Below are 21,925 nucleotides of genomic sequence, written 5' to 3' on the forward strand. Positions count from 1 at the left end.
GTTACTCGCCCTGGTACTGCTTCTCTTCCACCAGTGCCGAACCGGCCACGCGGTTGATCTCGTTCTTCACCTGCACGCGCTCGCCATTGGTGCCATAGACGCCGCGTGCCAGCTGGATGAATGCATCATCGAACACCTGGGCCGCTTCCTTGTCGCGCAGCTGGTCCTGGATGTCCCACATACGCTCGTTGATCGCCTTCAACTGCTGCTGCAGCGCGGCCAGGGCCGGCTGTGCCTGCAGCTGCTGCTGCAACAGGGGCAGCAGGCCGTCCAGCTCGGTGCGCACGTTGGCCAGCTTGGCGGCATCGTCGATGCGCTCGGCCTTGATCTGGAGAATGGTGATCTTGTCGATCAGCTCGCCGATCGATACCGGGGTCAGGATGGCGTCCACGCGGTTGGTTCCTGGAAACAGGGCGCCATGATACCGCGCCGCTGGCGCATGGCCCCGATCCACGGGATTTACGCCGAATTTGCGCCGCGGGCCGGGCCGCACCCTCGATCCGTTACGGCCACGCGCTGGACACTGCCGTCCCGGCGGCGTGACCGCCTTCGACGAGGAACACAGTGCAGTGAACAGCAAGGGGATGATGGCGGCGGTGGTGGCCGCCCTGGCAGGGCTGCTTGGCATGGGCAGCGCGCAGGCACAGGTGCAGGTCAGTGGCAGTGCGGCCTTGACCAGTGACTACGTGTGGCGCGGCAGCTCGCAGAGCGATGGTGACCCGGCGGTGCAGGCCGGCGCGAAGATCTCGATCCCATCGGGCTGGTACGCCAGCGTGTGGGGGTCCAACGTCTCGTTCAAGCCGGACAATGGCGCGCGCAGCGAGTTCGACCTGGTGGCGGGCTGGTCCGGCGCGCTGGCACCGGACTGGACGCTGGATGCGAACCTGACCCGCTATGTGTATCCGGGTACCGGTCGTGCGCTGGACTGGACCGAACTCAACACCACCGTGACCTGGAAGCAGCGCGCCTGGCTGCAGGTCGCGCATTCCAACGATGCGTTGGCCGGTGGCCATCGCGGAACCTATGCCCAGCTGGGCGTGCGTGTGCCGCTGCACGAACGCGTCCGCCTGGAAGCAGCGGTGGGCCAGTACTGGCTGGCCACCGCGCAGGGCCCGGATTACCTGCATGGCCAGCTCAGTGCCATTGCCACGCTGACTCCGGCATGGGAGCTGCGCGCCACCGTGCATGACACCGACAGCGCGGCCAAGCGACTGTTCCCGGGCAATGCCGGTGGACGCTGGGAGCTGGCGCTGCAGGGCAGCTTCTAGTTCGACGATGCCGCCTGGCGCGCGCGCAGCGCGCCGGGCAGCCACAGCAGCAGGGCCAGCACGGCCACGGCGGCACCGGCCACGCAGACGCCGGTCCAACCGTAGCGCTGGTAGACCTGCGCCGACAGCAGCGAACCCAGCGAGCCGCCGATGAAGTAGCCGGTCATGTAGCCGGCATTGAGGCGGTTGCGCGCCGCGGGCTGCAGCGCATAGATCAGGTTCTGGTTGCTGACGTGCAGCAGCTGTGCGGCCAGGTCCAGCACCACCACGCCGATCAGCAGCGCCAGCAGCGAGTGGGCCGACAGCCCCAGTGGCAGCCACGACAGCAGCAACAGCACCAGCGCGATGGCAGTGGCGCGTCCGGTCTGGCCGCGGTCGGACATGCGCCCGGCCAGGCCGGCCGCCAGCGTGCCGGCTGCACCGACCAGCCCGAACAGGCCGATGGTGGCATCGCTGTAGGCGTAAGGTGGCCGTGCCAGCAGGAACGCGAGCGGGGTCCAGAAAATCGCGAACATGGCAAAGCTGCAGGCACCCAGCAGGGTGCGCTGGCGCAGCACCGGCTCCTGCACGAACAGCACGCCGATCGAGCGCAGCAAGGCGAAATAGCCCAGGCCGGCGCTGTGGTGGAATCGCGGCAGGCCGCGCTGCAATGCCAGTGCGGTCAGCACCAGGGTGCCGGCAGCGATGGCATACACCAGGCGCCAGTCACCCAGGCTGGAAAGCAAGCCGGCCACGGTACGCGCCAGCAGGATGCCCAGCAGCAGGCCACTCATCAGCGTGCCGACCACGCGGCCACGATGTTCCGGCGCGGCCAGCGTGGCCGCGAACGGCACCAGCACCTGTGCCACCACCGAAAACAGTCCGGTGATCGCGGTCCCGACCAGCAGCCAGGCCAGCGACGGCGCGCAGGCACTGATCACCAGGCCACCGGCCGACAGCAGGCTCATCACCACGATCAAGCGGCGGCGCTCGAACAGGTCACCCAGTGGCACCAGCAGGATCAGTCCGGCGGCATAGCTCAGCTGTGCTGCGGTAACCACCATGCCGACCTGGCCGAACGGCACGCCGAAGGCATCTGCGATGGTGTGCAGCAGCGGTTGCGCATAGTAGTTGCTGGCCACGGCCACGCCGGTGGCGACCGACATCAGCAGCACCTGCCAGCGGTGCAGAGGGGGAAGGGACGGGCTCACGCGGTGTTCCAGGAAGCGGGGTGCACAGTGTCCGCCTGCTGCGGTCATGATGGAAATGAATCATCATCATCCTTGTCATCTGAAAACAAGATAGCTGGATGAACCTCAAGCAGCTCGAGTTTGCCGTCGCCCTGGCCGAGGAGGGCAATTTCACCCGTGCCGCCGAGCGCTGCCACGTGGTGCAGTCCGCGCTCAGCCACCAGATCGCCCACCTGGAACAGGAACTGGGTGCCACGCTGTTCGAGCGCCTGCCACGCCAGGTGCGGGCTACCGCCGCCGGCGAGGCGTTGCTGGTGCACGCACGCCAGGTGCTGGCCAGCCTGCGCCACCTGCGCGCCGACGTGGCCGCCGTCAGTGGCGAAGTGCGTGGCCTGCTGGCCATCGGGCAGATTTCTTCGCTGACCGACATCGACGTCGTGGCGATGCTGGCGGCCTTCCAGCGGGTGCACCCACAGGTGGAGTTCCAGCTGCGCGTGGACAAGAGCGAAGACCTGATCGCACAGGTGCAGTCGCGCGCGCTGGATGTGGCACTGGTCGGCCTGGCGCCGTCGGCAGCGCTGGATGGCGTCTGCCACCAGGTGCTGCAGGAGGAGGATCTGGTAGCGGTACTGGCGCCGTCGCACCGGCTCGCCGGGCGCACGCGGTTGCCATTGACCGCACTGCAGGATGAAGCGCTGGTCGACTTCCCGCGCGGTACCGGTGCGCGCCGGCAGACCGACGATGCCTTCGCCGCCGCTGGCCTGCCGCACACGGTGCGTTTCGAGGTCAACCTGATGGAACTGGTCGAGCGCTTCGTCCGCCACGGATTGGCGGTCGGCATCGTGCCGGCGTTGATCGCCGAAGGTTTCCAGGGCGTGGTTCAGATTCCACTGCAGCCGACCCCGACCCGGCGCGTACACCTGGTCTGGCAGCGGCTGCCGACGCCAGCCGCGCGCGCCTTCGTCGAGGCCGTGCTCAGCCGCGCAGGCGCAGGCTCAGGCCCTTGAGGAAGTTGCGCAGCATCTGGTCCAGGCAGCGCCGGTAGTTGGTGTGCCCGGGCTGGCGGAACAACGCACCGACTTCCGACTTGGACACGTTGAAGCCGGCGCTGGCGAAGATCTCCATCAGGTCCACGTCGCGCAGCTGGAAGGCCACGCGCAGCTTCTTCAGCACCAGGTTGTTGTCGATGCGGGTTTCCACCGCACGCTGCGGCTGGCTCTCGTCGCGACCGCGCAGGTGCACGATCAGGCCATCGAGGAAGTGCGCCAGTGCGCTGTCGTTCATCGCCTCGAAACCGGCTTCGTCCTCGCGGCGCAGCCAAGCCTTCACCTGCTCGGTATCCACGGCGAAGGCCGGGTCGGCCATCTGGCACAGGGTGACCACGTGCTGGTCACCCAGGTCCAGGGAGTAGCGCACGCTGCGCAGGACATCATTGTTGATCATGGCGCAATTGTACCGGTCACCCCGACACGTGGGGTCGCCGCCGGGGTCAGACCCCTTTGCTCCGCAAAGGGATCTGACCCCGGATCCGGCCGATCCGGCAACACGGGTGCTGCCGGACGGTGCCAGAATGGGGATCTGGTTTTCCCCCTGGAGTTGCCTGATGACCCGCACTGTCCTGATTACCGGCGCCACATCCGGCTTCGGCGCCGCCGCTGTCCACCGCTTCGCCCAGGCCGGCTGGAAAGTGATCGCCACCGGCCGCCGCGGCGAACGCCTGCAACCGCTGGTCGAGCGCTATGGCAAGGACGTGGTGCACGCCGCCGCCTTCGACATCCGCGATCCGGTGGCGATGGAGGCGGCCCTGCTGGCGCTGCCGCCGGCCTTCGGCGAGATCGACCTGCTGGTCAACAACGCCGGTCTGGCGCAGGGCACCGCACCGGCACAGAGCGCCAGGCTGTCGGACTGGACCACGATGATCGACACCAACATCACCGCGCTGGTGACCCTGACCCACCGCCTGCTGCCGCAGCTGGTGGAGCGCAAGGGCGCGATCATCAACATCTCGTCGGTGGCCGGCGTCTACCCGTACCCGGGTGGCAACGCCTACGGTGGCACCAAGGCCTTCGTCAGCCAGTTCTCGCTGGGCCTGCGTTCGGACCTGCACGGCACCGGCGTGCGCGTGACCACGATCGAGCCGGGCATGGCCGAGACCGAGTTCACCGTGGTCCGCACCCATGGCGACCAGAATGCATCGGACAAGCTGTACAGCGGTGCCAATCCGATGACCGCCGAAGACATCGCCGAACAGATCTTCTGGGTGGCCACGCTGCCACCGCACCTGAACATCAATCGCCTGGAGCTGATGCCGGTCAGCCAGTCCTTCGCCGGGTTCCAGGTCGCCCGCGAGGGCTGACGCCGTGTGTGGAGTCGAGCCATGCTCGACTCGGCAGAAACAAAAAAAGCCGGGCAATGCCCGGCTTTCTTCATGCAGTCCCGCAGAACGTCACTGCGCCTTGATGGCCATCGCCTGCAGGCCGGTGCCATCCAGCTTCTGCTTCGCTTCAGACAGTTCGCCGGCGCTGCCGTACGGCCCCATGCGCACGCGATACACGGTCTTGCCGTTGATCTGCGCCGACTCCACGCGTGCCGCCAGGCCCATCATGGCCAGCTTGGCCTTGGTGGCTTCGGCGTCGCCGGACGCACCGAAGGCACCTGCCTGCAGGATGTAGCGGGCGTTGTCGGCGGGCGCCGGTGCGGCAGTGGTCGCCGGCGCGGTGGGCGCGGCTTCCGCGCGCGGCGCGGGGGCGGCGGCCGTGCTGGTCGACGCCGGTGCGGTGCTGGCCGGCGGGGTTGCCGCGGCCGGGCGCTCGCTCAGCGGTGCCGGCAGCGGACGGTTGCTCGCGGTCACCGGTGCGATGCTGGCGACGCTGGCCGTTGCGGTCGGTGCCGGCGTGGCCGTGCTCGCCGGCGGCACCGGCTTGCCCTCCAGCGCGGCCTGCGCGCGCGACGCTTCGGCCTTGGCCCGGCGCTGGTCCTCGGCACGCGCGCTGGCGGCCAGTTCGGCGTCGGACATTTCCACTTCCTTGCCCGGCAGCAGGGTGTAGAAGTCGTACTGCGTCGCCGCGGGCTTCTCCGGTTCGGCCGGCTTCGGCGTGGCCGGCTGCGCGGCTGGCTGGCTGCCGACATCGCTGTCTGCATCAGCAACCGGGGCCGGCTGCGCGTTCGGGTTCGGCTGCGGACCGGCGCGCAGGAAGCCGTCGCCTTCGCCCTTGAACAGGTTCGGCGCCGCCAGGAACACCACGGCGGCGATCGCCACACCGGCCACCAGCCACACCCATCCGGGTGTGCCCTGGCTGCTGCTGTTGCGTCGTGCCTGGGTTTTGCCGCGTCGTGCTGCCATGTGTACTGCGTCTCCTGATGCTTACATTTTTTCCGGGGCGCTCACGCCCAGGAGTTCAAGGCCGTTGGCCAGCACCTGGCGCGCCGCGCAGGCCAGGGTCAGCTTGGCGTTGCGATCGGCGGCGTCTTCCACCAGCACCGGCGTCCCGTGATACCACGTGTGGAAGGCATGCGCCAATTCACGCAGGTACTGCGCCACCAGGTGCGGCTCCAGCGCCACGCCGGCCGCTTCCACCACTTCCGGATAGCGCGAGATCTCGTTCATCAACAGCAGCGAGGCATCGTCGGCCAGGTGGCCAAGGTTGGCCAGGCCATTGCCCTGCTCGTACACCAGGCCCTTTTCCTGCGCCTGGCGCAGCAGGCTGCAGACACGGGCGTGCGCGTACTGCACGTAGAACACCGGATTGTCGTTGCTCTGCTGGCGCGCCAGGTCGATGTCGAAGGTCAGCTGCGAATCGGGCTTGCGCGCGATCAGGAACCAGCGGGTCGCATCGCGGCCGGCTTCTTCGATCAGGTCGCGCAGGGTGAAGTAGCTGCCGGCACGCTTGGACAGCTTCACTTCCTCGCCGCCGCGCATGACCGTGACCATCTGGTGCAGCACGTATTCCGGCCAGCCCTGCGGGATGCCCACTTCCATCGCCTGCAGGCCGGCGCGCACGCGCGCCAGCGAGCCGTGATGGTCGGCGCCCAGTTCGGTGATCGCGCGCTCGTAGCCGCGCTGCCACTTGGACAGGTGGTAGGCCACGTCCGGCACGAAGTAGGTGAAGGTGCCGTCGGACTTGCGCATCACGCGGTCCTTGTCGTCACCGAAGTCGGTGCTGCGCAGCCACAGCGCGCCGCCTTCCTCATAGGTGTGGCCGGACGCCTGCAGCTTGGCCACCGCTTCGGCAACCTTGCCGTCGGCGTACAGCGAGCTTTCCAGGAAGTAGATGTCGAAGTCGACACCGAACGCGGCCAGGTCCAGGTTCTGCTCGTTGCGCAGGTAGGCCACGGCGAAGCGGCGGATTGCCTGCATGTCGTCCGGGTCCTTGGCGCCGACCACGGTGCTGCCTTCCAGGTCGACGCTGGCACCGGCCATGTAGGCGCGGGCGACATCGGCGATGTACTCACCGCGGTAGCCGCCTTCCGGCCAGCCGTCCTGATCGGGTGCGATGCCCTTGATCCGCGCCTGGGTGGACAGCGCCAGGTTCTCGATCTGCACGCCAGCGTCGTTGTAGTAGAACTCGCGCTTGGCGTTCCAGCCGTTGGCATCGAGCACGCGGGCCACGCAGTCGCCGATCGCCGCTGCGCGGCCATGGCCGACATGCAGCGGGCCGGTCGGGTTGGCCGACACGTACTCCACGCCCACCGTGCGGCCATTGCCGGACAGGTTGCGGCCGTAGTCGTGGGCTTCCTTGATGACCGAGGCGGTTTCGCGCTGGTACGCGGCCGGGGCCAGATGGAAGTTGATGAAGCCGGGGCCGGCGATCTCGACCTTGCTGACGTCCTCGCTGCGCGGCAGCGCCTCGACCAGCGCCTGTGCCAGTGCGCGCGGATTGCTGCGCGCGGCCTTGGCCAGCAGCATCGCGGCGTTGGTGGCGAAGTCGCCGTGGTCACGGGTCTTCGGGCGCTCGACCACGAAGTCCGGCGGCAGGGAGTCGGCGGGCAGGGTGCCATTGGCGCGCAAGGCTTCGATGCCTTGGCTGATCAGGGCGCGGAGGAGATTTTTCACGAGGCCTGCTGTGAGAATGAGCGGCGGAATCGCCCATTTTAGCGCAGATGCCCGCGCCCACGCTGACCAGGACATGCCTGCGGGGCGCCCGCCCGGCCCTGACCAGGGCCGTTCAGCCGAACAGGCGCGGCTGGGGCGGGGACAGCAGGCCCCGTTCAGCAAATGAAACGGGGCGGCCCTCGCCGACCACGAAGTGGTCGAGCAGGCGCACGTCCACCAGTGCCAGCGCCTGCTGCAGTTCATCGGTGATGCGGGTATCGGCGCCGGAGGGCTCGGGGTCGCCGGAAGGGTGATTGTGGCTGAGGATCACCGCTGCCGCATTGTGCAGCAGGGCTCGACGCACCACCTCGCGGGGATAGACCGGGGCGGCATTGATGGTGCCCTGGAACAGTTCTTCGCAGGCGATCAGGCGGTGGCGGTTGTCCAGGAACAGCGCCATGAAGATCTCGCGGGCCTGGCCGCGCAGGCGGTGCTGCAGATAGCGGCCGACCGCAGCCGGGTTGTTGCCGACGGCCTCGCCCTGCTGAAGTTCGGCCGCCAGATAGCGGTGGGCCAGTTCCAGCCCGGCGGCCAGTGCACAGCTTCGAGCAGGGCCCAGCCCCGGCAACCGGGCCAGCTCGCGGGCCGGGCGGTCCAGCAGCACACGCAGGGGACCGTGCGCCTGCAGCAGGTCGCGCGCGGTCTGCACCGCATCGCGTCCACCGAAGCCGGAGCCGAGGAACAGTGCCAGCAGTTCTGCGTCGGACAGCGTGGCGGGGCCGCGTGCGATCAGCTTCTCGCGGGGACGTTCCTGTTCGGGCCAGTCGTGGATGGGCATGCCTGCATCATCGCCAGTGGGGGCGATGCGGCCCATCAGGGCAGGACGCATGCCCGGGTCGGCCGTTGCCTCAGTCGCGTCGCGACTGCAGGTAGGCGAACAGCTCCTGGTTGTTCTGCAGCCCCAGCTTGCGCTTGGCCTCGGCCTTCTGCCGGCTGATCGTCTTGGGGCTGCGGCCGCAGTGGACGGCGATGGCGTTCACTTTCAGCCCGGCGGCCAACAGGTCCAGCACTTCCTGTTCGCGGGCGGACAGCGCCGCCGGTTCGCGCGCGAACATCAGGTCGCGCGCCTGCAGGTGGTGGCGCAGCTGCTGCGAGACGAACACCTGCCCTGCCATGGCCGCGTTCAAGGCCTGCGGCAACTCGCCGAAATCGGCGCACTTGTCGACCAGGCCGCTGACACCCTCACGCAGCAGGCCATCGAGCAGGCCGGGGTGGCGGGCGCCGGTAAGCACCACCACGGGCATGCGCGGGTGGCGTGCGCGCAGTTCAGCGATCAGTTCCGGGCCATCCGGGCCGGTGCCCGGCATGGAGAGGTCGGTCAGCACCGCGTCGCAGCCGTGGTGCTCGACCAGCTGCAGCAGCTCGGCGCCGTCACGCGCGCTGCCGACGACCTCCATCAGGTGGGTCTGCAGCACGATGCGGATGCCGTGCAGGACGACGGGATGGTCGTCGGCGATGATGATGCGCGGGTGCACGCGGAATCCTCGAAAAGCGAAGCGGCACACCTGCGGCGGCCACTGATGATTCTGCAAACGTGGCCGGCCTACAGGTATAGGAAAGTTCCGAATCGCAGTGTCTTGAACCCCGGAAGCGCTGTGGTGCAAGTCCCATCTGCTGATAGCTGCCCGCTATGTGCGCTGTGCACCGGGACATTACCGACCATCGGGTAAGCTAATGCCCTCGTTTGCACAGGAATTCCAGGTGGCTGACTCCCCCAACGCTTCCCCCGCGCCCGGCCGCGCGCTGGAAGGCCAGAAACTGCTGTTGTGCGTCGGAGGCGGGATCGCGGCCTACAAGGCCCTGGAACTGGTGCGACGCCTGCGTGATGCGGGCGCCCAGGTGCAGGTGGCGATGACCGCCGGCGCCCAGCAGTTCGTCACCCCCCTCAGTTTCCAGGCCCTGTCCGGGCAGCCGACCCGCACCACGCTGTGGGACAGCGCCGCCGAACAGGCCATGGGCCACATCGAGCTGGCCCGCTGGGCGGACCGCATCGTGGTCGCGCCGGGAACCGCCGATCTGCTGGCCCGGCTGGCCCAGGGCCATGCCGATGACCTGGTCAGCACCCTGTGCCTGGCCAGCACCGCACCGCTGACGATCTGCCCGGCGATGAACCATCGCATGTGGCTGCATCCGGCCACCCAGGCCAACATCGCCCTGCTGCGCCAGCGTGGTGCGCAGGTGATCGGCCCGGTCGATGGCCCGCTGGCCGAAGGTGAATCCGGTCCCGGCCGGCTGGCCGAACCCGGCGACATCGTGGCCGCGCTGGCCGCCAATGGCGGCGCCGCTGCGACGGTTGCCGCGCCGGAAACCCGTGCCCTGCAGGGGCTGCGCCTGCTGATCAGTGCCGGCCCGACCTACGAAGACATCGATCCGGTGCGTTACGTCGGCAACCGCAGCAGCGGCAAGATGGGCTTTGCCCTGGCCGCCGCTGCTGCCGCGCTGGGCGCGCAGGTGGTGCTGGTCAGCGGTCCGGTACAGCTGCCGACGCCGCCGGGCGTGCAGCGTATCGACGTGCGCTCGGCCGCGCAGATGCGCGATGCCGTACTGAAGTCGCTGCCCGCCGACATCTATATCGGTGCCGCCGCGGTGTCCGACTACACGCCGCGCCAGGTCGCCGCGCAGAAGCTGAAGAAGACCGCCGACAGCCAGTCGCTGGTGATCGAACTGGTGCGCACGCCGGACATCCTCGCCGAAGTCGCTGCACAGACGCAGTCGCTGAAGCTGGTGGTCGGCTTCGCCGCCGAGACCCACGACGTGGAGAAATACGCGCGCGGCAAACTGGTCGACAAGCGCCTGGACCTGGTGATCGCCAACCAGGTCGGCATCAGTGGCGGCGGTTTCGAGAGCGACAACAATGCCGCCACGGCCTTCTGGCAGGACGGCGAACAGGTATTCCCGGCCACTTCCAAGCGCGAGCTGGCCGAACAACTGCTGGCGCTGATCGCGCGGAGACTCCAGGCATGACCCAGGCATCCATTTCCCACCCGCTGCAGGTCAAGCTGCTCGATCCGCGCTTCGGCGACAGCTGGCCGCTGCCGGCCTATGCCACCGAGGCCAGTGCCGGCATGGACCTGCGCGCGGCGCTGGATACCGCGCTGACCCTGCAGCCGGGCGACACCGCGCTGGTGCCCAGCGGCCTGGCCATCCATATTGCCGACCCGAACCTGTGCGCGGTGATCCTGCCGCGTTCCGGGCTGGGCCATCGGCATGGCATCGTGCTGGGCAACGGCACCGGCCTGATCGATGCCGACTACCAGGGGCCGCTGCTGATCAGCGTCTGGAACCGTGGCCGCGAGGCCTTCACCATCGAGCCGGGCGATCGCATCGCGCAGCTGGTGGTGGTTCCGATCGCCCGCGTCAGCCTGCAGGTAGTGGATACTTTCACCGACAGCGTGCGGGGCGCGGGTGGATTCGGCCATACCGGGGTGCGTTGACAGGGGACATCGATGAGCGGCATCGGGGAAGGACAGCGGGGACGGTCGTTGGGTCGCAGTGCACCTCTACTGGGGGTGCTGTTGATCCTGTTGGCCGGCTGGTTCGGATGGAGCGCGGTGCAGCAATGGCGGCAGGAGGCCAACGGGCAGGCGCTGGAAGAGGCGCGTGACCAGGCCGTGCAGGGCCTGCAGCAGGCTGCTGCAGGCCAGTTGCAGCAGCTGCAGCAGCAGTTGAAGAATGATCGCGTGCAGCAGGCGCTGCAGGCCGGCGACGCCGCTGCGGCGGCGCTGGCCGTTCGCGAGAGCTGGACCGGGGTCGAGCAGGTCGAGGTGCTGGCGGCCGATCTGGCCAACGCCTATGCCGATCCGGCCACCTTCGGGTATTCCCGCCTGGCGCTGCTGGAAGCGGCGCTGGCCGAGGCCAGGCCAAGCCTGCGCGTGGTCCGCGACGGCGGCGGCAACCGCCTGGGCCTGGCCGCGCCGGTGCAGCTGGGCAGCCTGGGGCCGGCCGTCATCTATGTCCGCCAACCGCTGCTGCGGCTGACGTCGCCGCTCGACCAGGTCAGCGCGCCGTCCGCCGGCTTCCTCGGCCTGCGCCAGGGAGCATTCGATCTGGTCACCCAGGGCGACCCGAGCCTGGCCGAAAGCGCGGAAGCGCTGGCGCGCCCGGTTGCAGGCACGCCGTTGCGGCTGGTCGCGTCGGTGCCGAATGTCGAGGCCGGTCCGCTCGGCCTGGGCGCGCTGGCCAGCGCCATTGTGGCGTTGCTGCTGGCGTTCATTGCCGTGTTGCTGGTGGTGGGGCGCGACCGGCTGCCGAAGTCGCTGCCGTTGCCGCGCCGCGCCGCCGCGTCCGAGGCCGACCATGGCCCGACCCTGAGCGAGAGCCTGCAGCAGGCGCCGCCACCGGTGGCCGCCGTGACCGGCAGTGGCGATGCCACGCCACCGCCGCCACCGCCGGTGCCTGCCGAAGAGCTGGCCGCCGGCATCTTCCGCGCCTATGACATCCGCGGCATGGTGGGCAGCGAACTGACACCGAAGACCGCGGCGCTGATCGGCCAGGCCATCGGCACCGTGGCACTGGAGCAGGGCCTGCGCGAGGTGGTGATCGGGCGCGATGGCCGCCTGTCCGGACCCGAGCTGACGGCCGGGCTGGCCGAGGGCCTGCGCCGTGCCGGCTGCGCGGTGATCGACATCGGCCTGGCGCCGACCCCGCTCGTGTACTACGCCGCCTTCCATCTGCGTACCGGCACCTGCGTGGCGGTCACCGGCAGCCACAACCCGCCCGAGTACAACGGCTTCAAGGTGGTGATCGGCGGCGAGACGCTGTCCGGCGATGCGATCACCGACCTCTACCAGCGCATCGTCGAGGGCCGCCTGGTGCAGTCCGCCGAGCCGGGTGACTACCAGCAGCGCGATGTCAGTGCCGACTACATCCAGCGCATCGCCGATGACGTGCAGCTGGACCGTCCGCTGAAGGTCGTGGCCGATGCCGGCAATGGCGTGGCCGGCGCACTGGCCCCGCAGCTGCTGGAAGCAATCGGCGCCGACGTCATTCCGCTGTACTGCGATGTCGATGGCACCTTCCCCAACCATCATCCCGACCCGAGCGAGCCGGCCAACCTGGAAGACCTGGTGCAGACGGTCAAGCGCTTCGGCGCCGACCTCGGCGTAGCCTTCGATGGCGATGGCGACCGGTTGGGCGTGGTCACCGGCGAAGGCAGGATCATCTATGCCGACCGCCTGCTGATGCTGTTCGCTGCCGACGTGCTGATGCGCAATCCGGGCGCGATGGTGATCTACGACGTCAAGTGCACCGGCAAGCTGTCCGACCATGTGCTGCGCAACGGTGGCAGCCCGCTGATGTGGAAGACCGGGCATTCGCTGATGAAGGCGAAGATGCGCGAGACCGATGCCGAGCTGGCCGGTGAGATGAGCGGCCACTTCTTCTTCAAGGAACGCTGGTTCGGTTTCGACGACGGCCTGTACGCCGCTGCGCGCCTGCTGGAGATCCTGGCCCAGCGCGAGGAAACCCCGGACGAAGTGCTGGGCGAACTGCCGGAAATGGTCGCCACGCCGGAGCTGAAGGTAGCGGTGGCCGACGGGACGCCGCATGCGCTGGTGGCGATGCTGGTGGCGGCGGCGCAGTCGCCGGACAACCCGTATGTGGGGGGCCGCCTGTCGACCATCGATGGCCTGCGCGTGGACTTCGCCGATGGCTGGGGCCTGGTGCGCGCCTCCAACACCACGCCGGTGCTGGTGCTGCGGTTCGAAGGCAACGACGATGCCGCACTGGAGCGCATCAAGGCCTTGTTCCGCAGCCAGCTGCAGCCGGTGCTGGGCGACACCCCGCTGGGGTTCTGAGGTGGGGCCGGGCGGCGCCCGGCACCCGCCGAATCAACGTCAACGTCAAAGGCCGGCTATCCGTAGGATGCGGGGTGGGTCCGGTTACGGGGGACGCTGCAAGTCCCCCTCCGGGGCCCGGCCCAGCCGCTGGCGGCTGGGCGTTCGGGCGCTTGCGAAGCAGTGCTTCGCAAGCAAAGCGCCCTCACCCATGTAAGCTCGGTCGCCGCTTGCTCGTGTGCGCAGTCGTGCGCACATGGCAAGACCGGGGTTGGGCGTCCTGCCCAACCCGCCCGAGGCATACCTCGGGCCCATGCGGCTCACGCCCCCGCAACCGGACCCACCCCGCCTTCGACAGATTTCCGCGATCTGTCCGAACCGCATGAACTGCTCTTGGTAGGTGTCGACCTTGGTCGACACAGCAGAGATCCACGCCATGCGTGGATGCTCTTCCGAATTTGCTTTGGTGGGTGCCGACCGTTGTTCGGCACACCCTCACCCCTTGAATCGCAAGCCCACGCCCGGTTCGGTGAACAGGTAGCGTGAATCCAGCGCCGAATCGCCCAGCTTGTGCCGCAGCTTGCCGACCAGGATGCGCAGGTAATGGGTATCGTGCTGGTGGGTCGGCCCCCAGATCTCCTGCAGGATCTGCGGCTGTGTCACTACCCGCCCGGCATTGCGCAGCAGCAGCGACAGCAACGCGTATTCCTTGCGGGTCAACGCCACCGGTTCACCCTGCAGGGCGACTTCGCGGCGCACCAGGTCCACGCGCAGGTGGCCGTCGTCGAACACCGGCGGCGTGCCATCACTGGGTACGCTGCGCGTGCGCAGCAGCGCCCGCACCCGCGCCATCAGTTCCTGCGTGCCGAACGGCTTGGTCACGTAGTCGTTGGCGCCGGTATCCAGTGCGCGCACCTTCTCGGCTTCGCCGGCGCGCACGGTCAGCATGATCACCGGCACCTGGCTCCACTGCCGCAGCTGTTCAAGTACCTCGTGGCCTTCCATGTCCGGCAGGCCGATATCCAGGATCACCAGGTCCATGTCCTCGCTGGCGGCCAGCTGCAGGCCTTCCTGGCCGGTGGCGGCCTGTCGCACCTGGTAGCCCTGCGCGCGCAGGCTGATGTCCAGGAACCGGCGGATCTGGGTTTCATCATCGATCACCAGCACGCGCGCGGCCGGCACGCTGGCATCAATCGGGGTCGGGCTCATCGTGGGAGGCTGGCTTGAGCAGGGGCAGGGTGATGCGGATCAGGGTACCGCGACCGTCGCGTCCGGGCAGCGCCTGCACGCTGCCGCCATGTGCGCCGATCATGCCCTGGCAGATGGTCAGGCCCAGGCCGGTGCCGTGGCGGCCGCGGTCGCCGCGCTCGACGCTGTAGAACATGTCGAAGATGCGCGCGCGCTCGTCGTCGGGAATGCCGGGGCCGGCATCGATCACGTCGATGCGCAGCTGGCCGTCCAGTTCGCGCGCCTGCACCTGCACGGCGGCGTCGGGCGGCGAGAACTTGGCCGCGTTCTCCATCACGTTGAACACGGCCTGTTCGACCAGTGCCGGGTGTACCCAGATCGGCGCCAGCGTGGACGGAATGTCCAGCTCCAGCCGCACCTTGGGCTGGTAGCGCTGCAGGCGCCGTGCGGCCGAGCCGATCAGTTCGTCCACGCCGATCCAGTCACGGTTGATCTTCAGACCTTCGTGGCCAAGGCGGGTCATGTCCAGCAGGTTCTGGATGTAGCGGTCCAGCCGCTCGCCTTCGACCAGGATGGTGTCCAGCAGGGCACGGCGATCGGCCGTGTCCATCGCCGCGCCGTAACTGGCCAGGCTGTCGGCCGAACCGATCATCGCCGCCAGTGGAGAGCGCAGGTCGTGCGACACCGAAGAGAGCAGGGCCGAGCGCAACCGCTCGGTCTCGTTGCTGACATGCGCCTGTTCCAGTTCGGCCACCAGCCGGGTACGCAGTGCGGCCTGCGCGATGTCATCGACCATCGCCTCGGCAAGCTGCCGCTGTTCGGGCAGCAGGCGTGCCTGTGCGCCGGGCAGGTACAGGCCGGCCACGCCGATCGCGCGATCTTCGCCATCCAGCAATGGCAGGAACCACCACTGCGCACCGGCCAGGGTGTCGGTGAAGCGGCCGCTGGGCTGGCCGTGGCGCAGCGCCCAGTCGGCGGCAGCCAGGTCGGTATCGCCGGGTTGGCTGCGGCCACCGGCGGCAGTGTCCGCGCCGATCCGCAGCCACGCCGGCACATCCATCGCCTGCTCCAAGGCATGCCGACCTGCCTGTGCCACCTCGCCGTTGCCAGCGGCGCTGGCCAGCTGACGGCCCAGCTGCTGGCGTGCACGTGCATGGCGATTGGCCGCACGCAGCGCAATGACCTGCATGCGCAGGCGCGAGGCCAGCCGTCCGGCCACCAAGGCGGCGGCCAGGAACAGGAACACGGTGATCACGCCCTGGCGCGCACCGATGGCGAAGGTGAAGCGGGGCGCGATGAACAGGAAGTTGTAGGCCAGGAAGCACAGGATCGCCGCCATCACCGCCACGCTGGCACGCGTGCGCGCCGCCACCAGCACCACTGCCACGATGAACACCATCGACAGGTCGGCCATGCCGACCCAGCGTTCGGCCAGCCAAGCCACCGCACAGGCCAGCGCGGTGGCGATCAGTGCCTGTACCGGCTCGTAGCTGATGCCGCGCATCGGTGGCAGCAGACCTTCGCGGCGCGAGCGCGCCCGGGCCTGCGGCGTGCTGATGATGGTGATCTCGTAGTGCGCGCCGCGCTGGATCAGCTGCTGGGTCAGGGTTCGGTTGAACATCCGCGCCAGCGGGCGCTCACGGGTGCGCCCCAGCACCAGGGTCGATACGCCGTTGTGCGCTGCATGGTCGAGCAGGGCATCGGCGATGCTCGATCCGTGCAGCAGTTCGGCGTCGCCGCCCAGCCGCCGTGCCAGGGCGAAGGCCGCATCGATCTCGCGCCGCGTGGCCTCGTCCTGGCGCCGGCCCTGCACGGTCACCACCGTCCACGGTGCGTCGCGGCGCTCGGCGATGCGGCGCGCCACCCGCACCAGGTACTCGCTCTGGCCGCCGCCATCGATGGCCACCAGCACGCCGCGCCGCAGCGGCAGGTTGCCTTCGCCCCGTGCGGCGCGGGTTTCACGCAGGCTGCTGTCGACGCGGTCGGCGGCTTCCTGCATCGCCAGCTCACGCAGGGCGGTCAGGTTGGCCGGCGAGAAGAACGCCTGCAGCGCCTGCGCGGCCTGTTCGGGCACATAGACCTTGCCCTGCTGCAGGCGCGCGATCAGTTCGCGCGGCGGCAGATCGACCAGCACGATGTCGTGCAGGCGATCGAGCACGCCATCGGGCACGGTCTCGCTGACCCGCACGCCGGTGATGCGCATCACCACGTCGTTGAGGCTTTCCAGATGCTGGATGTTGACCGTGGTCCAGACGTCGATGCCGGCGTCGAGCAGCTCCATCACATCCTGCCAGCGCCGCTCATGGCGGCTGCCGGGCGCATTGCGATGGGCCAGTTCGTCCACCAGCACCAGCGCCGGATGCCGTGCCAGCACGGCATCCAGGTCCATCTCCTGCAGGGCGTGGCCGTGATAGGCCACGTCCTTCAACGGCAGCTGCGGCAGGCCTTCCAGCAGGGCCTGGGTTTCGGCGCGGCCATGGGTTTCCACCAGCCCGACCACCAGGTCCACGCCGCGGCGCAGCTGCTCCTGGGCACGGGTCAGCATGGTGTAGGTCTTGCCCACACCCGGCGCAGCGCCGAGGAACACGGTCAGCTTGCCACCGGCTTCGCGTTGCAGGCCTTCCACCAGGGCATCGGCCTGGCGGGTACGCGCATCAGTCATGGGGGCCGCTGTCATGGCCGCCATTGTGCGCGCAGCCGATGCAGGCCGGCATCACGGCGCCTTGGCCGCATGGTCCAGCGCGAAGTTCAGCGTCACCACGTTCACCCGCGGCTGGCCGAACACGCCCCACTGGCGCCCTTCAGTATGTGCCTGCACCAAGGCCTGCACGCGCTCCACCGGCAGGCCGCGGGCACGTGCCACGCGTGCCACCTGCAGCTGCGCCGCCGCCGGCGACAGCTGCGGATCCAGCCCGCCGCCGGACTGGGTGACCAGGTCGGCCGGCACCTGCGCCGGGGCGACACCTTCGCGCGCGGCCACCGCAGCCGTGCTGGCGGCAACACGCTCGGCCAGCGCCGGGTTGCTGCGCGCCAGGTTGGAACCGGCCGCGGCCATCGGGTCGTAGTTGGCCGCCGACGGCCGTGCCTGGAAGTAGCCATCGCCGGTGAACGGCTGCGACAACCATGCCGAGCCGCGCACCTGGCCGCTGCCATCGCGCAGCAGGCTGCCCTCGGCCTGGGTGGGGTAGGCCAGGCCGGCGAAACCGGTGGCGATGCCGGCGTAGACCGCGCCGGCCAGCAGCAGGGTGGCCAGGCCCAGGCCGATCGCCGGGCGCCAGCCGGCGCCGTCCTGCAGGCTGGCCACGCGGGCTTCGGCCTTCGGTTCGCGGGGCAGGGAGGTGGAGGTGGAAGCAGAACGGTTCATGCGCCGAATACCAGGACAAGGAAGAGGTCGATCAGCTTGATCGCCGCGAACGGCAACAGCACGCCGCCGAGGCCGTACACCAGCATGTTCCGGCGCAGCAGCGCGGTGGCCGTGGCCGGACGGAAGCGCACGCCACGCAGGGCGAGCGGGATCAGCGCGGGAATCACCAGCGCGTTGAAGATCAGCGCCGCCAGCACCGCGTTGCGTGGGCTCGACAGCTGCATCACGTTCAGTGCGGCCATGGCCGGAACCGCAGCGGCAAACAGCGCCGGCAGGATCGCGAAGTACTTGGACACGTCGTTGGCCAGCGAGAAGGTGGTCAGCGCACCGCGGGTGATCAGCTGCTGCTTGCCCACTTCCACGACCGCCAGCAGCTTGGCCGGGTCTGAATCGAGGTCGACCATGTTGCCGGCCTCCTTCGCCGCCTGCGTGCCGGAGTTCATCGCCAGGCCGATGTCGGCCTGGGCCAGCGCGGGAGCATCGTTGGTGCCATCGCCCACCATCGCCACCAGGCGGCCACCGGCCTGTTCCTGGCGGATGCGTGCCAGCTTGTCTTCCGGACGGGCCTCGGCGATGTAGTCATCAACGCCCGCTTCGGCAGCGATGGCGGCGGCGGTCAGCGGGTTGTCGCCGGTGATCATCACCGTGCGGATACCCATCGCCCGCAGCTGTGCGAACTTCTCGCGCATGCCGTGCTTGACCACGTCCGACAGCTCGATCACGCCCAGCACGTGGCGGCCCTCGGCCACCACCAGCGGGGTGGCGCCATTGCGCGCGACCTGCTCGACGCGGCCGGCCAGTTCAGCCGGCACGCTGCCGCCGAGCGCCTGCACGTGGGTGCGGATCGCATCGGCAGCGCCCTTGCGGATCTGCCGCCCATGTTCCAGATCGACGCCGGACATCCGGGTCTGGGCACTGAAGGCCAGGTAGTCGGCACGGTCCGGCTCGGCGGTGGCGCAGCCCTGTTCGCGCGCCAGGCGCACGATCGACTTGCCTTCCGGGGTCGGGTCGGCCAGCGAGGACAGCAGTGCCGCCTCGCGCAGCTGGCTGGCGTCGATGCCGGCCAGCGGATGGAAGTGGCTGGCCTGGCGGTCGCCGTAGGTGATGGTGCCGGTCTTGTCCAGCAGCAGCACGTCGACGTCGCCGGCCACTTCCACTGCCTTGCCCGACTTGGCCAGTACGTTGGCGGCCAGCGCACGGTTCATGCCGGCGATGCCGATGGCCGGCAGCAGGCCGCCGATGGTGGTCGGGATCAGGCACACCAGCAGTGCGATCAGCAGCAGTGGATCGACCTGCACGCCCACGGCCGCGCCGATCGCCGGCAACGTGGCCACCACCACCAGGAAGGTCAGCGTCATCGCCGCCAGCAGCAGGGTCAGCGCGATCTCGTTGGGGGTCTTCTGGCGATTGGCACCTTCCACCAGCGCGATCATGCGGTCCAGGAAGCTGTGGCCCGGCTCGGCGGTCACCCGCACGATGATCTGGTCGGACAGCACCTTGGTGCCACCGATCACACCGGAACGGTCGGTACCGGCCTCGCGCAGCACCGGTGCCGATTCGCCGGTCACTGCCGCTTCGTTGATGGTGGCCAGGCCCTGCACGATCTCGCCATCGGCCGGCACCAGCTCACCGGCACTGACGATCACATGGTCGCCCGGGCGCAGCTCGGCGGCAGGCACCTGGGCTTCGGCTGCGCCCGGCTGCGGCGCCGCCAGCCGGCGCGCCACCAGGTCCTGGCGGGCACGGCGCAGCGAGGCGGCCTGGCCACGGCCACGCGCTTCGGCCACTGCCTCGGCGAAATTGCCGAACAGCACGGTCACCAGCAGGATGGCGGTTACCGCCAGGCCGAAGCCCAGCGGTGCATTGCCGGTCAGGGTGACGATCGCGGCGACGATCGTGCCGGCCATCACCACCGCCATCACCGGGCTGCGCACCAGATGCATCGGCGCCAGCTTGCGCACTGCTTCGACCAGCGCACGGCGCAGGCCGGCGCCATCAAGCAGGGCAGGGCGCGGTGCATGGGTACTACGGGTTGAACTTGCTTGGGTACTCATCAGGGTGTCCTCAGCGCAGTCCCAGGCTCAGGTGATCGGCGATCGGGCCGAGTACCAGCGCCGGCATGAACTGCAGCACGGTCAGGATGACGATCACCGAGACCAGGGTCAGGGCGAAGGTCGGGGTTTCGATCTGCAGGCTGCCGGCAGACTCCGGCGCCTGGCGCTTGGCGGCCAGCTGTGCGGCCACCACCAGCGGAATGATCAGCAGCGGGAAGCGGCCCAGCAGCAGTACCAGCGAGCAGCTCAGGTTCCACCACAGCGTGGCGTCACCCAGTCCTTCGAAGCCCGAACCGTTGTTGGCGTAGGCCGAGACATACTCGTAGAACACCTGGCTGATGCCATGGAAGCCGGGGTTGGAGGTGCCGGCCAGGCCGGGCACGGCCAGGGTGATCGCAGTGAACACCAGCAGGGTGATCGGCTGCAGCAGCACCAGCAGGGCCAGCAGGCGCACCTGGGGAGTCTCCAGCTTGCGGCCGAACAGTTCCGGCGTGCGCCCGGTCATCAACCCGGCCAGGAACACACCCAGCAGCAGATAGACGATGAACTGCTGCAGGCCACAGCCGATGCCGCCCCAGATCGCGCTGACCAGCATGTTGACCATCGCGATGCCACCGCTCAGCGGCGCCAGCGAATCGTGCATGCCGTTCACCGAGCCATTGGAGACCTGGGTAGTCACCGCCGCCCACAGCGCCGTGCCGTCGGCGCCGAAGCGCACCTCCTTGCCTTCCATCAGCAGCGGGGTGGCGGCGCTGGCGCTATGCCCTTCGCTCCACATCATCGCGCCGGTGGAAAGCAGCGACATGCCCAGCATGCAGCTGAACACCAGGGCGCCGAAGCGACGCCGGCCGGTGAACGCGCCGATCATGAAGATCACCGCCATCGGCACCAGCAGGATGCCGACGATTTCCAGCGCGTTCGACAGCGGGGTCGGGTTCTCCAGCGGGAAGCTGCTGTTCGGGCCGTACCAGCCGCCACCGTTGGCGCCGAGCTGCTTGGCCGCGACCATCGCCGCCACCGGGCCCAGCGGCAGCTTCTGTCCGGTCATGCCGGCGCTGGCATCGATCGGCGTGGCCTGCGGGCCACCGGCCATCGTCGACGGCACACCCTGGCTGGTCAGCAGCAGGGTCCACACCAGGCACAGCGGCAACAGGAAGCGCACGCACAGGCGCACCACGTCCACGTAGTAGTTGCCTACCGCCACCTGGCGGTCATCGCCGGCACCGGTGGCCGCCGCAGCCTGCGGCGCACGCGAGAACAACGCGCGCAGCGTCGCCACCGCCAGCGCCAGGCCCATCATCGGCGTCACCACCTGCAGGCCGGTGATGCCGGTCATCTGCGAGAGGTAGGACAGCTGCGCCTGGCCCGAATAGTGCTGCTGGTTGGTGTTGGTCAGGAACGAGATCATCGTGTGCAGCGCGGTGTCCCAGCGCATGTTCGGGATCTGGTCCGGGTTCAGTGGCAACCAGGCCTGGGTCATGAACACCGCCTGGGTCAACACAGCGACCACCACGTTGCTCAGCACGAAGGCCAGCACGTAGCCGCGCCAGGACATCGCGCGCGAGGGATCGACGCCGAACACCTTGTACAACGGCTTTTCGATCCAGTTGAACAGCACGTCGACCTTCATCGGCGTGCCGCGCATCACGCGGGCCAGGTACAGGCCCAGCGGCCACGCCAGCAGCAGGCTGGCGGCAAGAATGACAAGCATCTCAGTCATGGCCGGCTCCGTTAGAACGATTCGGGCCGCAGCACGACATAGAGAAGATAGGCGGCGGCGACCAGCACCAGCACGCCACACAACAAAGACAGCCAGGGGGACATTTCAATAGCGACCTGGTGGAACCCCTCCACCTCAGGCCGTCATCGTCGTCCTGCCGCCCATAAACGCACTACGCGCCGGACCGGGCCGACGCGTAAAGAGTGCATAAATTCCGTGGGCCAACCCGTAACCAGGCGCCGCCTGCTGTAGAGCCGAGCCCATGCTTTCCCAAGGTCACGCGGAGCCGAGCGTGG

The 21,925-nt window shown here is 68.9% G+C and carries 19 protein-coding genes; 6 read left to right on the forward strand and 13 right to left on the reverse strand.

Annotated elements, in window-relative coordinates; genetic code table 11:
- Position 1: 1 nt before the first annotated feature.
- Positions 2-391 carry a DUF6165 family protein gene (locus QP609_RS01530; protein WP_010486915.1) on the reverse strand — a complete coding sequence of 130 codons (390 nt, stop codon included), beginning with the start codon at positions 389-391 and terminating at the stop codon, positions 2-4.
- Positions 392-569: 178 nt separating this feature from the next.
- Here QP609_RS01530 and QP609_RS01535 point away from each other — a divergent pair, with 178 nt between their 5' ends.
- Positions 570-1,268, forward strand: a complete 699-nt coding sequence (locus tag QP609_RS01535; protein ID WP_049408698.1) for a TorF family putative porin — start codon at positions 570-572, stop codon at positions 1,266-1,268.
- Here QP609_RS01535 and QP609_RS01540 read toward each other — a convergent pair.
- A complete protein-coding gene (locus QP609_RS01540) occupies positions 1,265-2,413 on the reverse strand; it encodes an MFS transporter (protein WP_343238362.1) in 1,149 nt (382 codons plus the stop codon). The genes QP609_RS01535 and QP609_RS01540 overlap by 4 nt on opposite strands.
- 143 nt (positions 2,414-2,556) lie before the next feature.
- Here QP609_RS01540 and QP609_RS01545 point away from each other — a divergent pair, with 143 nt between their 5' ends.
- On the forward strand, positions 2,557-3,444 hold the full coding sequence (locus QP609_RS01545) for a LysR family transcriptional regulator (RefSeq protein WP_014645661.1): 888 nt from the start codon (positions 2,557-2,559) through the stop codon (positions 3,442-3,444).
- Here QP609_RS01545 and QP609_RS01550 read toward each other — a convergent pair.
- Complete coding sequence (locus tag QP609_RS01550; RefSeq protein ID WP_014645662.1) at positions 3,413-3,880, reverse strand: DUF1456 family protein; 468 nt, start codon at positions 3,878-3,880, stop codon at positions 3,413-3,415. The genes QP609_RS01545 and QP609_RS01550 overlap by 32 nt on opposite strands.
- Before the next feature lie 160 nt (positions 3,881-4,040).
- Between QP609_RS01550 and QP609_RS01555 the strand changes: the two genes are divergently transcribed.
- Positions 4,041-4,793: an SDR family NAD(P)-dependent oxidoreductase gene (locus tag QP609_RS01555; protein WP_014035694.1), complete on the forward strand. Its 753-nt coding sequence runs from the start codon at positions 4,041-4,043 to the stop codon at positions 4,791-4,793.
- Between the two features lie 90 nt (positions 4,794-4,883).
- Here the strand turns inward: QP609_RS01555 and QP609_RS01560 are convergent, their stop codons facing one another.
- The 4 genes from QP609_RS01560 to QP609_RS01575 all read right to left on the reverse strand — a co-directional run bounded on the left by QP609_RS01560 (position 4,884) and on the right by QP609_RS01575 (position 9,004).
- Positions 4,884-5,780, reverse strand: coding sequence for an SPOR domain-containing protein (locus tag QP609_RS01560; protein WP_197621342.1), 897 nt, complete (start codon positions 5,778-5,780; stop codon positions 4,884-4,886).
- Positions 5,781-5,801: 21 nt separating this feature from the next.
- Positions 5,802-7,490: an arginine--tRNA ligase gene (argS, locus tag QP609_RS01565; RefSeq protein WP_032961431.1), complete on the reverse strand. Its 1,689-nt coding sequence runs from the start codon at positions 7,488-7,490 to the stop codon at positions 5,802-5,804.
- A gap of 112 nt (positions 7,491-7,602) precedes the next feature.
- Positions 7,603-8,307 carry a DNA repair protein RadC gene (radC, locus tag QP609_RS01570; protein WP_014035697.1) on the reverse strand — a complete coding sequence of 235 codons (705 nt, stop codon included), beginning with the start codon at positions 8,305-8,307 and terminating at the stop codon, positions 7,603-7,605.
- Between the two features lie 70 nt (positions 8,308-8,377).
- Complete coding sequence (locus QP609_RS01575) at positions 8,378-9,004, reverse strand: response regulator transcription factor (protein ID WP_014645666.1); 627 nt, start codon at positions 9,002-9,004, stop codon at positions 8,378-8,380.
- Positions 9,005-9,203: 199 nt separating this feature from the next.
- On the opposite strand from QP609_RS01575, the gene coaBC reads away from it, so the two are divergent.
- The 3 genes from coaBC to QP609_RS01590 are packed head-to-tail and all read left to right on the forward strand — an operon-like array spanning position 9,204 to position 13,324.
- Entirely contained in the window at positions 9,204-10,493 is a 1,290-nt protein-coding gene (gene coaBC / locus QP609_RS01580; RefSeq protein ID WP_014645667.1) for a bifunctional phosphopantothenoylcysteine decarboxylase/phosphopantothenate--cysteine ligase CoaBC, read from the forward strand.
- Positions 10,490-10,963 carry a dUTP diphosphatase gene (dut, locus tag QP609_RS01585; RefSeq protein ID WP_197621341.1) on the forward strand — a complete coding sequence of 158 codons (474 nt, stop codon included), beginning with the start codon at positions 10,490-10,492 and terminating at the stop codon, positions 10,961-10,963. Before coaBC ends, dut begins: the two co-directional genes overlap by 4 nt.
- A gap of 12 nt (positions 10,964-10,975) precedes the next feature.
- Complete coding sequence (locus QP609_RS01590) at positions 10,976-13,324, forward strand: phosphomannomutase/phosphoglucomutase (RefSeq protein ID WP_075076361.1); 2,349 nt, start codon at positions 10,976-10,978, stop codon at positions 13,322-13,324.
- 474 nt (positions 13,325-13,798) lie between these two features.
- Here the strand turns inward: QP609_RS01590 and QP609_RS01595 are convergent, their stop codons facing one another.
- Genes QP609_RS01595 through QP609_RS01620 form a run of 6 tightly spaced genes read right to left on the reverse strand, consistent with a single transcriptional unit; the run spans position 13,799 to position 21,733 of the window.
- Positions 13,799-14,512 carry a response regulator transcription factor gene (locus QP609_RS01595; RefSeq protein WP_032961423.1) on the reverse strand — a complete coding sequence of 238 codons (714 nt, stop codon included), beginning with the start codon at positions 14,510-14,512 and terminating at the stop codon, positions 13,799-13,801.
- Complete coding sequence (locus QP609_RS01600) at positions 14,493-17,153, reverse strand: sensor histidine kinase KdpD (protein ID WP_014645670.1); 2,661 nt, start codon at positions 17,151-17,153, stop codon at positions 14,493-14,495. Before QP609_RS01600 ends, QP609_RS01595 begins: the two co-directional genes overlap by 20 nt.
- A gap of 51 nt (positions 17,154-17,204) precedes the next feature.
- Positions 17,205-17,855: a potassium-transporting ATPase subunit KdpC gene (kdpC, locus tag QP609_RS01605; protein WP_075076360.1), complete on the reverse strand. Its 651-nt coding sequence runs from the start codon at positions 17,853-17,855 to the stop codon at positions 17,205-17,207.
- Complete coding sequence (gene kdpB, locus QP609_RS01610; RefSeq protein WP_014645672.1) at positions 17,852-19,909, reverse strand: potassium-transporting ATPase subunit KdpB; 2,058 nt, start codon at positions 19,907-19,909, stop codon at positions 17,852-17,854. The genes kdpC and kdpB overlap by 4 nt, the downstream gene beginning before the upstream one ends.
- A gap of 10 nt (positions 19,910-19,919) precedes the next feature.
- On the reverse strand, positions 19,920-21,629 hold the full coding sequence (kdpA, locus tag QP609_RS01615) for a potassium-transporting ATPase subunit KdpA (protein WP_014645673.1): 1,710 nt from the start codon (positions 21,627-21,629) through the stop codon (positions 19,920-19,922).
- An 11-nt stretch (positions 21,630-21,640) separates the two neighbouring features.
- Positions 21,641-21,733, reverse strand: coding sequence for a potassium-transporting ATPase subunit F (locus QP609_RS01620; RefSeq protein ID WP_005407770.1), 93 nt, complete (start codon positions 21,731-21,733; stop codon positions 21,641-21,643).
- Positions 21,734-21,925 lie beyond the last annotated feature (192 nt).

Source organism: Stenotrophomonas sp. 8(2023), from assembly GCF_030345295.1.
GTDB classification, from domain to species: Bacteria; Pseudomonadota; Gammaproteobacteria; order Xanthomonadales; family Xanthomonadaceae; genus Stenotrophomonas; species Stenotrophomonas muris.

Bases quoted from the DNA above. Each gene is read 5' to 3' on its own strand.
- QP609_RS01540 (WP_343238362.1), bottom strand. From the start codon at position 2,413: ATGTCGGTCGCCACCGGCGTGGCCGTGGCCAGCAACTACTATGCGCAA.
- QP609_RS01545 (WP_014645661.1), top strand. From the start codon at position 2,557: ATGAACCTCAAGCAGCTCGAGTTTGCCGTCGCCCTGGCCGAGGAGGGC.
- QP609_RS01550 (WP_014645662.1), bottom strand. From the start codon at position 3,880: ATGATCAACAATGATGTCCTGCGCAGCGTGCGCTACTCCCTGGACCTG.
- QP609_RS01555 (WP_014035694.1), top strand. From the start codon at position 4,041: ATGACCCGCACTGTCCTGATTACCGGCGCCACATCCGGCTTCGGCGCC.
- QP609_RS01560 (WP_197621342.1), bottom strand. From the start codon at position 5,780: ATGGCAGCACGACGCGGCAAAACCCAGGCACGACGCAACAGCAGCAGC.
- radC (WP_014035697.1), bottom strand. From the start codon at position 8,307: ATGCCCATCCACGACTGGCCCGAACAGGAACGTCCCCGCGAGAAGCTG.
- coaBC (WP_014645667.1), top strand. From the start codon at position 9,204: ATGCCCTCGTTTGCACAGGAATTCCAGGTGGCTGACTCCCCCAACGCT.
- dut (WP_197621341.1), top strand. From the start codon at position 10,490: ATGACCCAGGCATCCATTTCCCACCCGCTGCAGGTCAAGCTGCTCGAT.
- QP609_RS01590 (WP_075076361.1), top strand. From the start codon at position 10,976: ATGAGCGGCATCGGGGAAGGACAGCGGGGACGGTCGTTGGGTCGCAGT.
- QP609_RS01595 (WP_032961423.1), bottom strand. From the start codon at position 14,512: ATGAGCCCGACCCCGATTGATGCCAGCGTGCCGGCCGCGCGCGTGCTG.
- QP609_RS01600 (WP_014645670.1), bottom strand. From the start codon at position 17,153: ATGACTGATGCGCGTACCCGCCAGGCCGATGCCCTGGTGGAAGGCCTG.
- kdpC (WP_075076360.1), bottom strand. From the start codon at position 17,855: ATGAACCGTTCTGCTTCCACCTCCACCTCCCTGCCCCGCGAACCGAAG.
- kdpB (WP_014645672.1), bottom strand. From the start codon at position 19,909: ATGAGTACCCAAGCAAGTTCAACCCGTAGTACCCATGCACCGCGCCCT.
- kdpA (WP_014645673.1), bottom strand. From the start codon at position 21,629: ATGACTGAGATGCTTGTCATTCTTGCCGCCAGCCTGCTGCTGGCGTGG.
- QP609_RS01620 (WP_005407770.1), bottom strand. From the start codon at position 21,733: ATGTCCCCCTGGCTGTCTTTGTTGTGTGGCGTGCTGGTGCTGGTCGCC.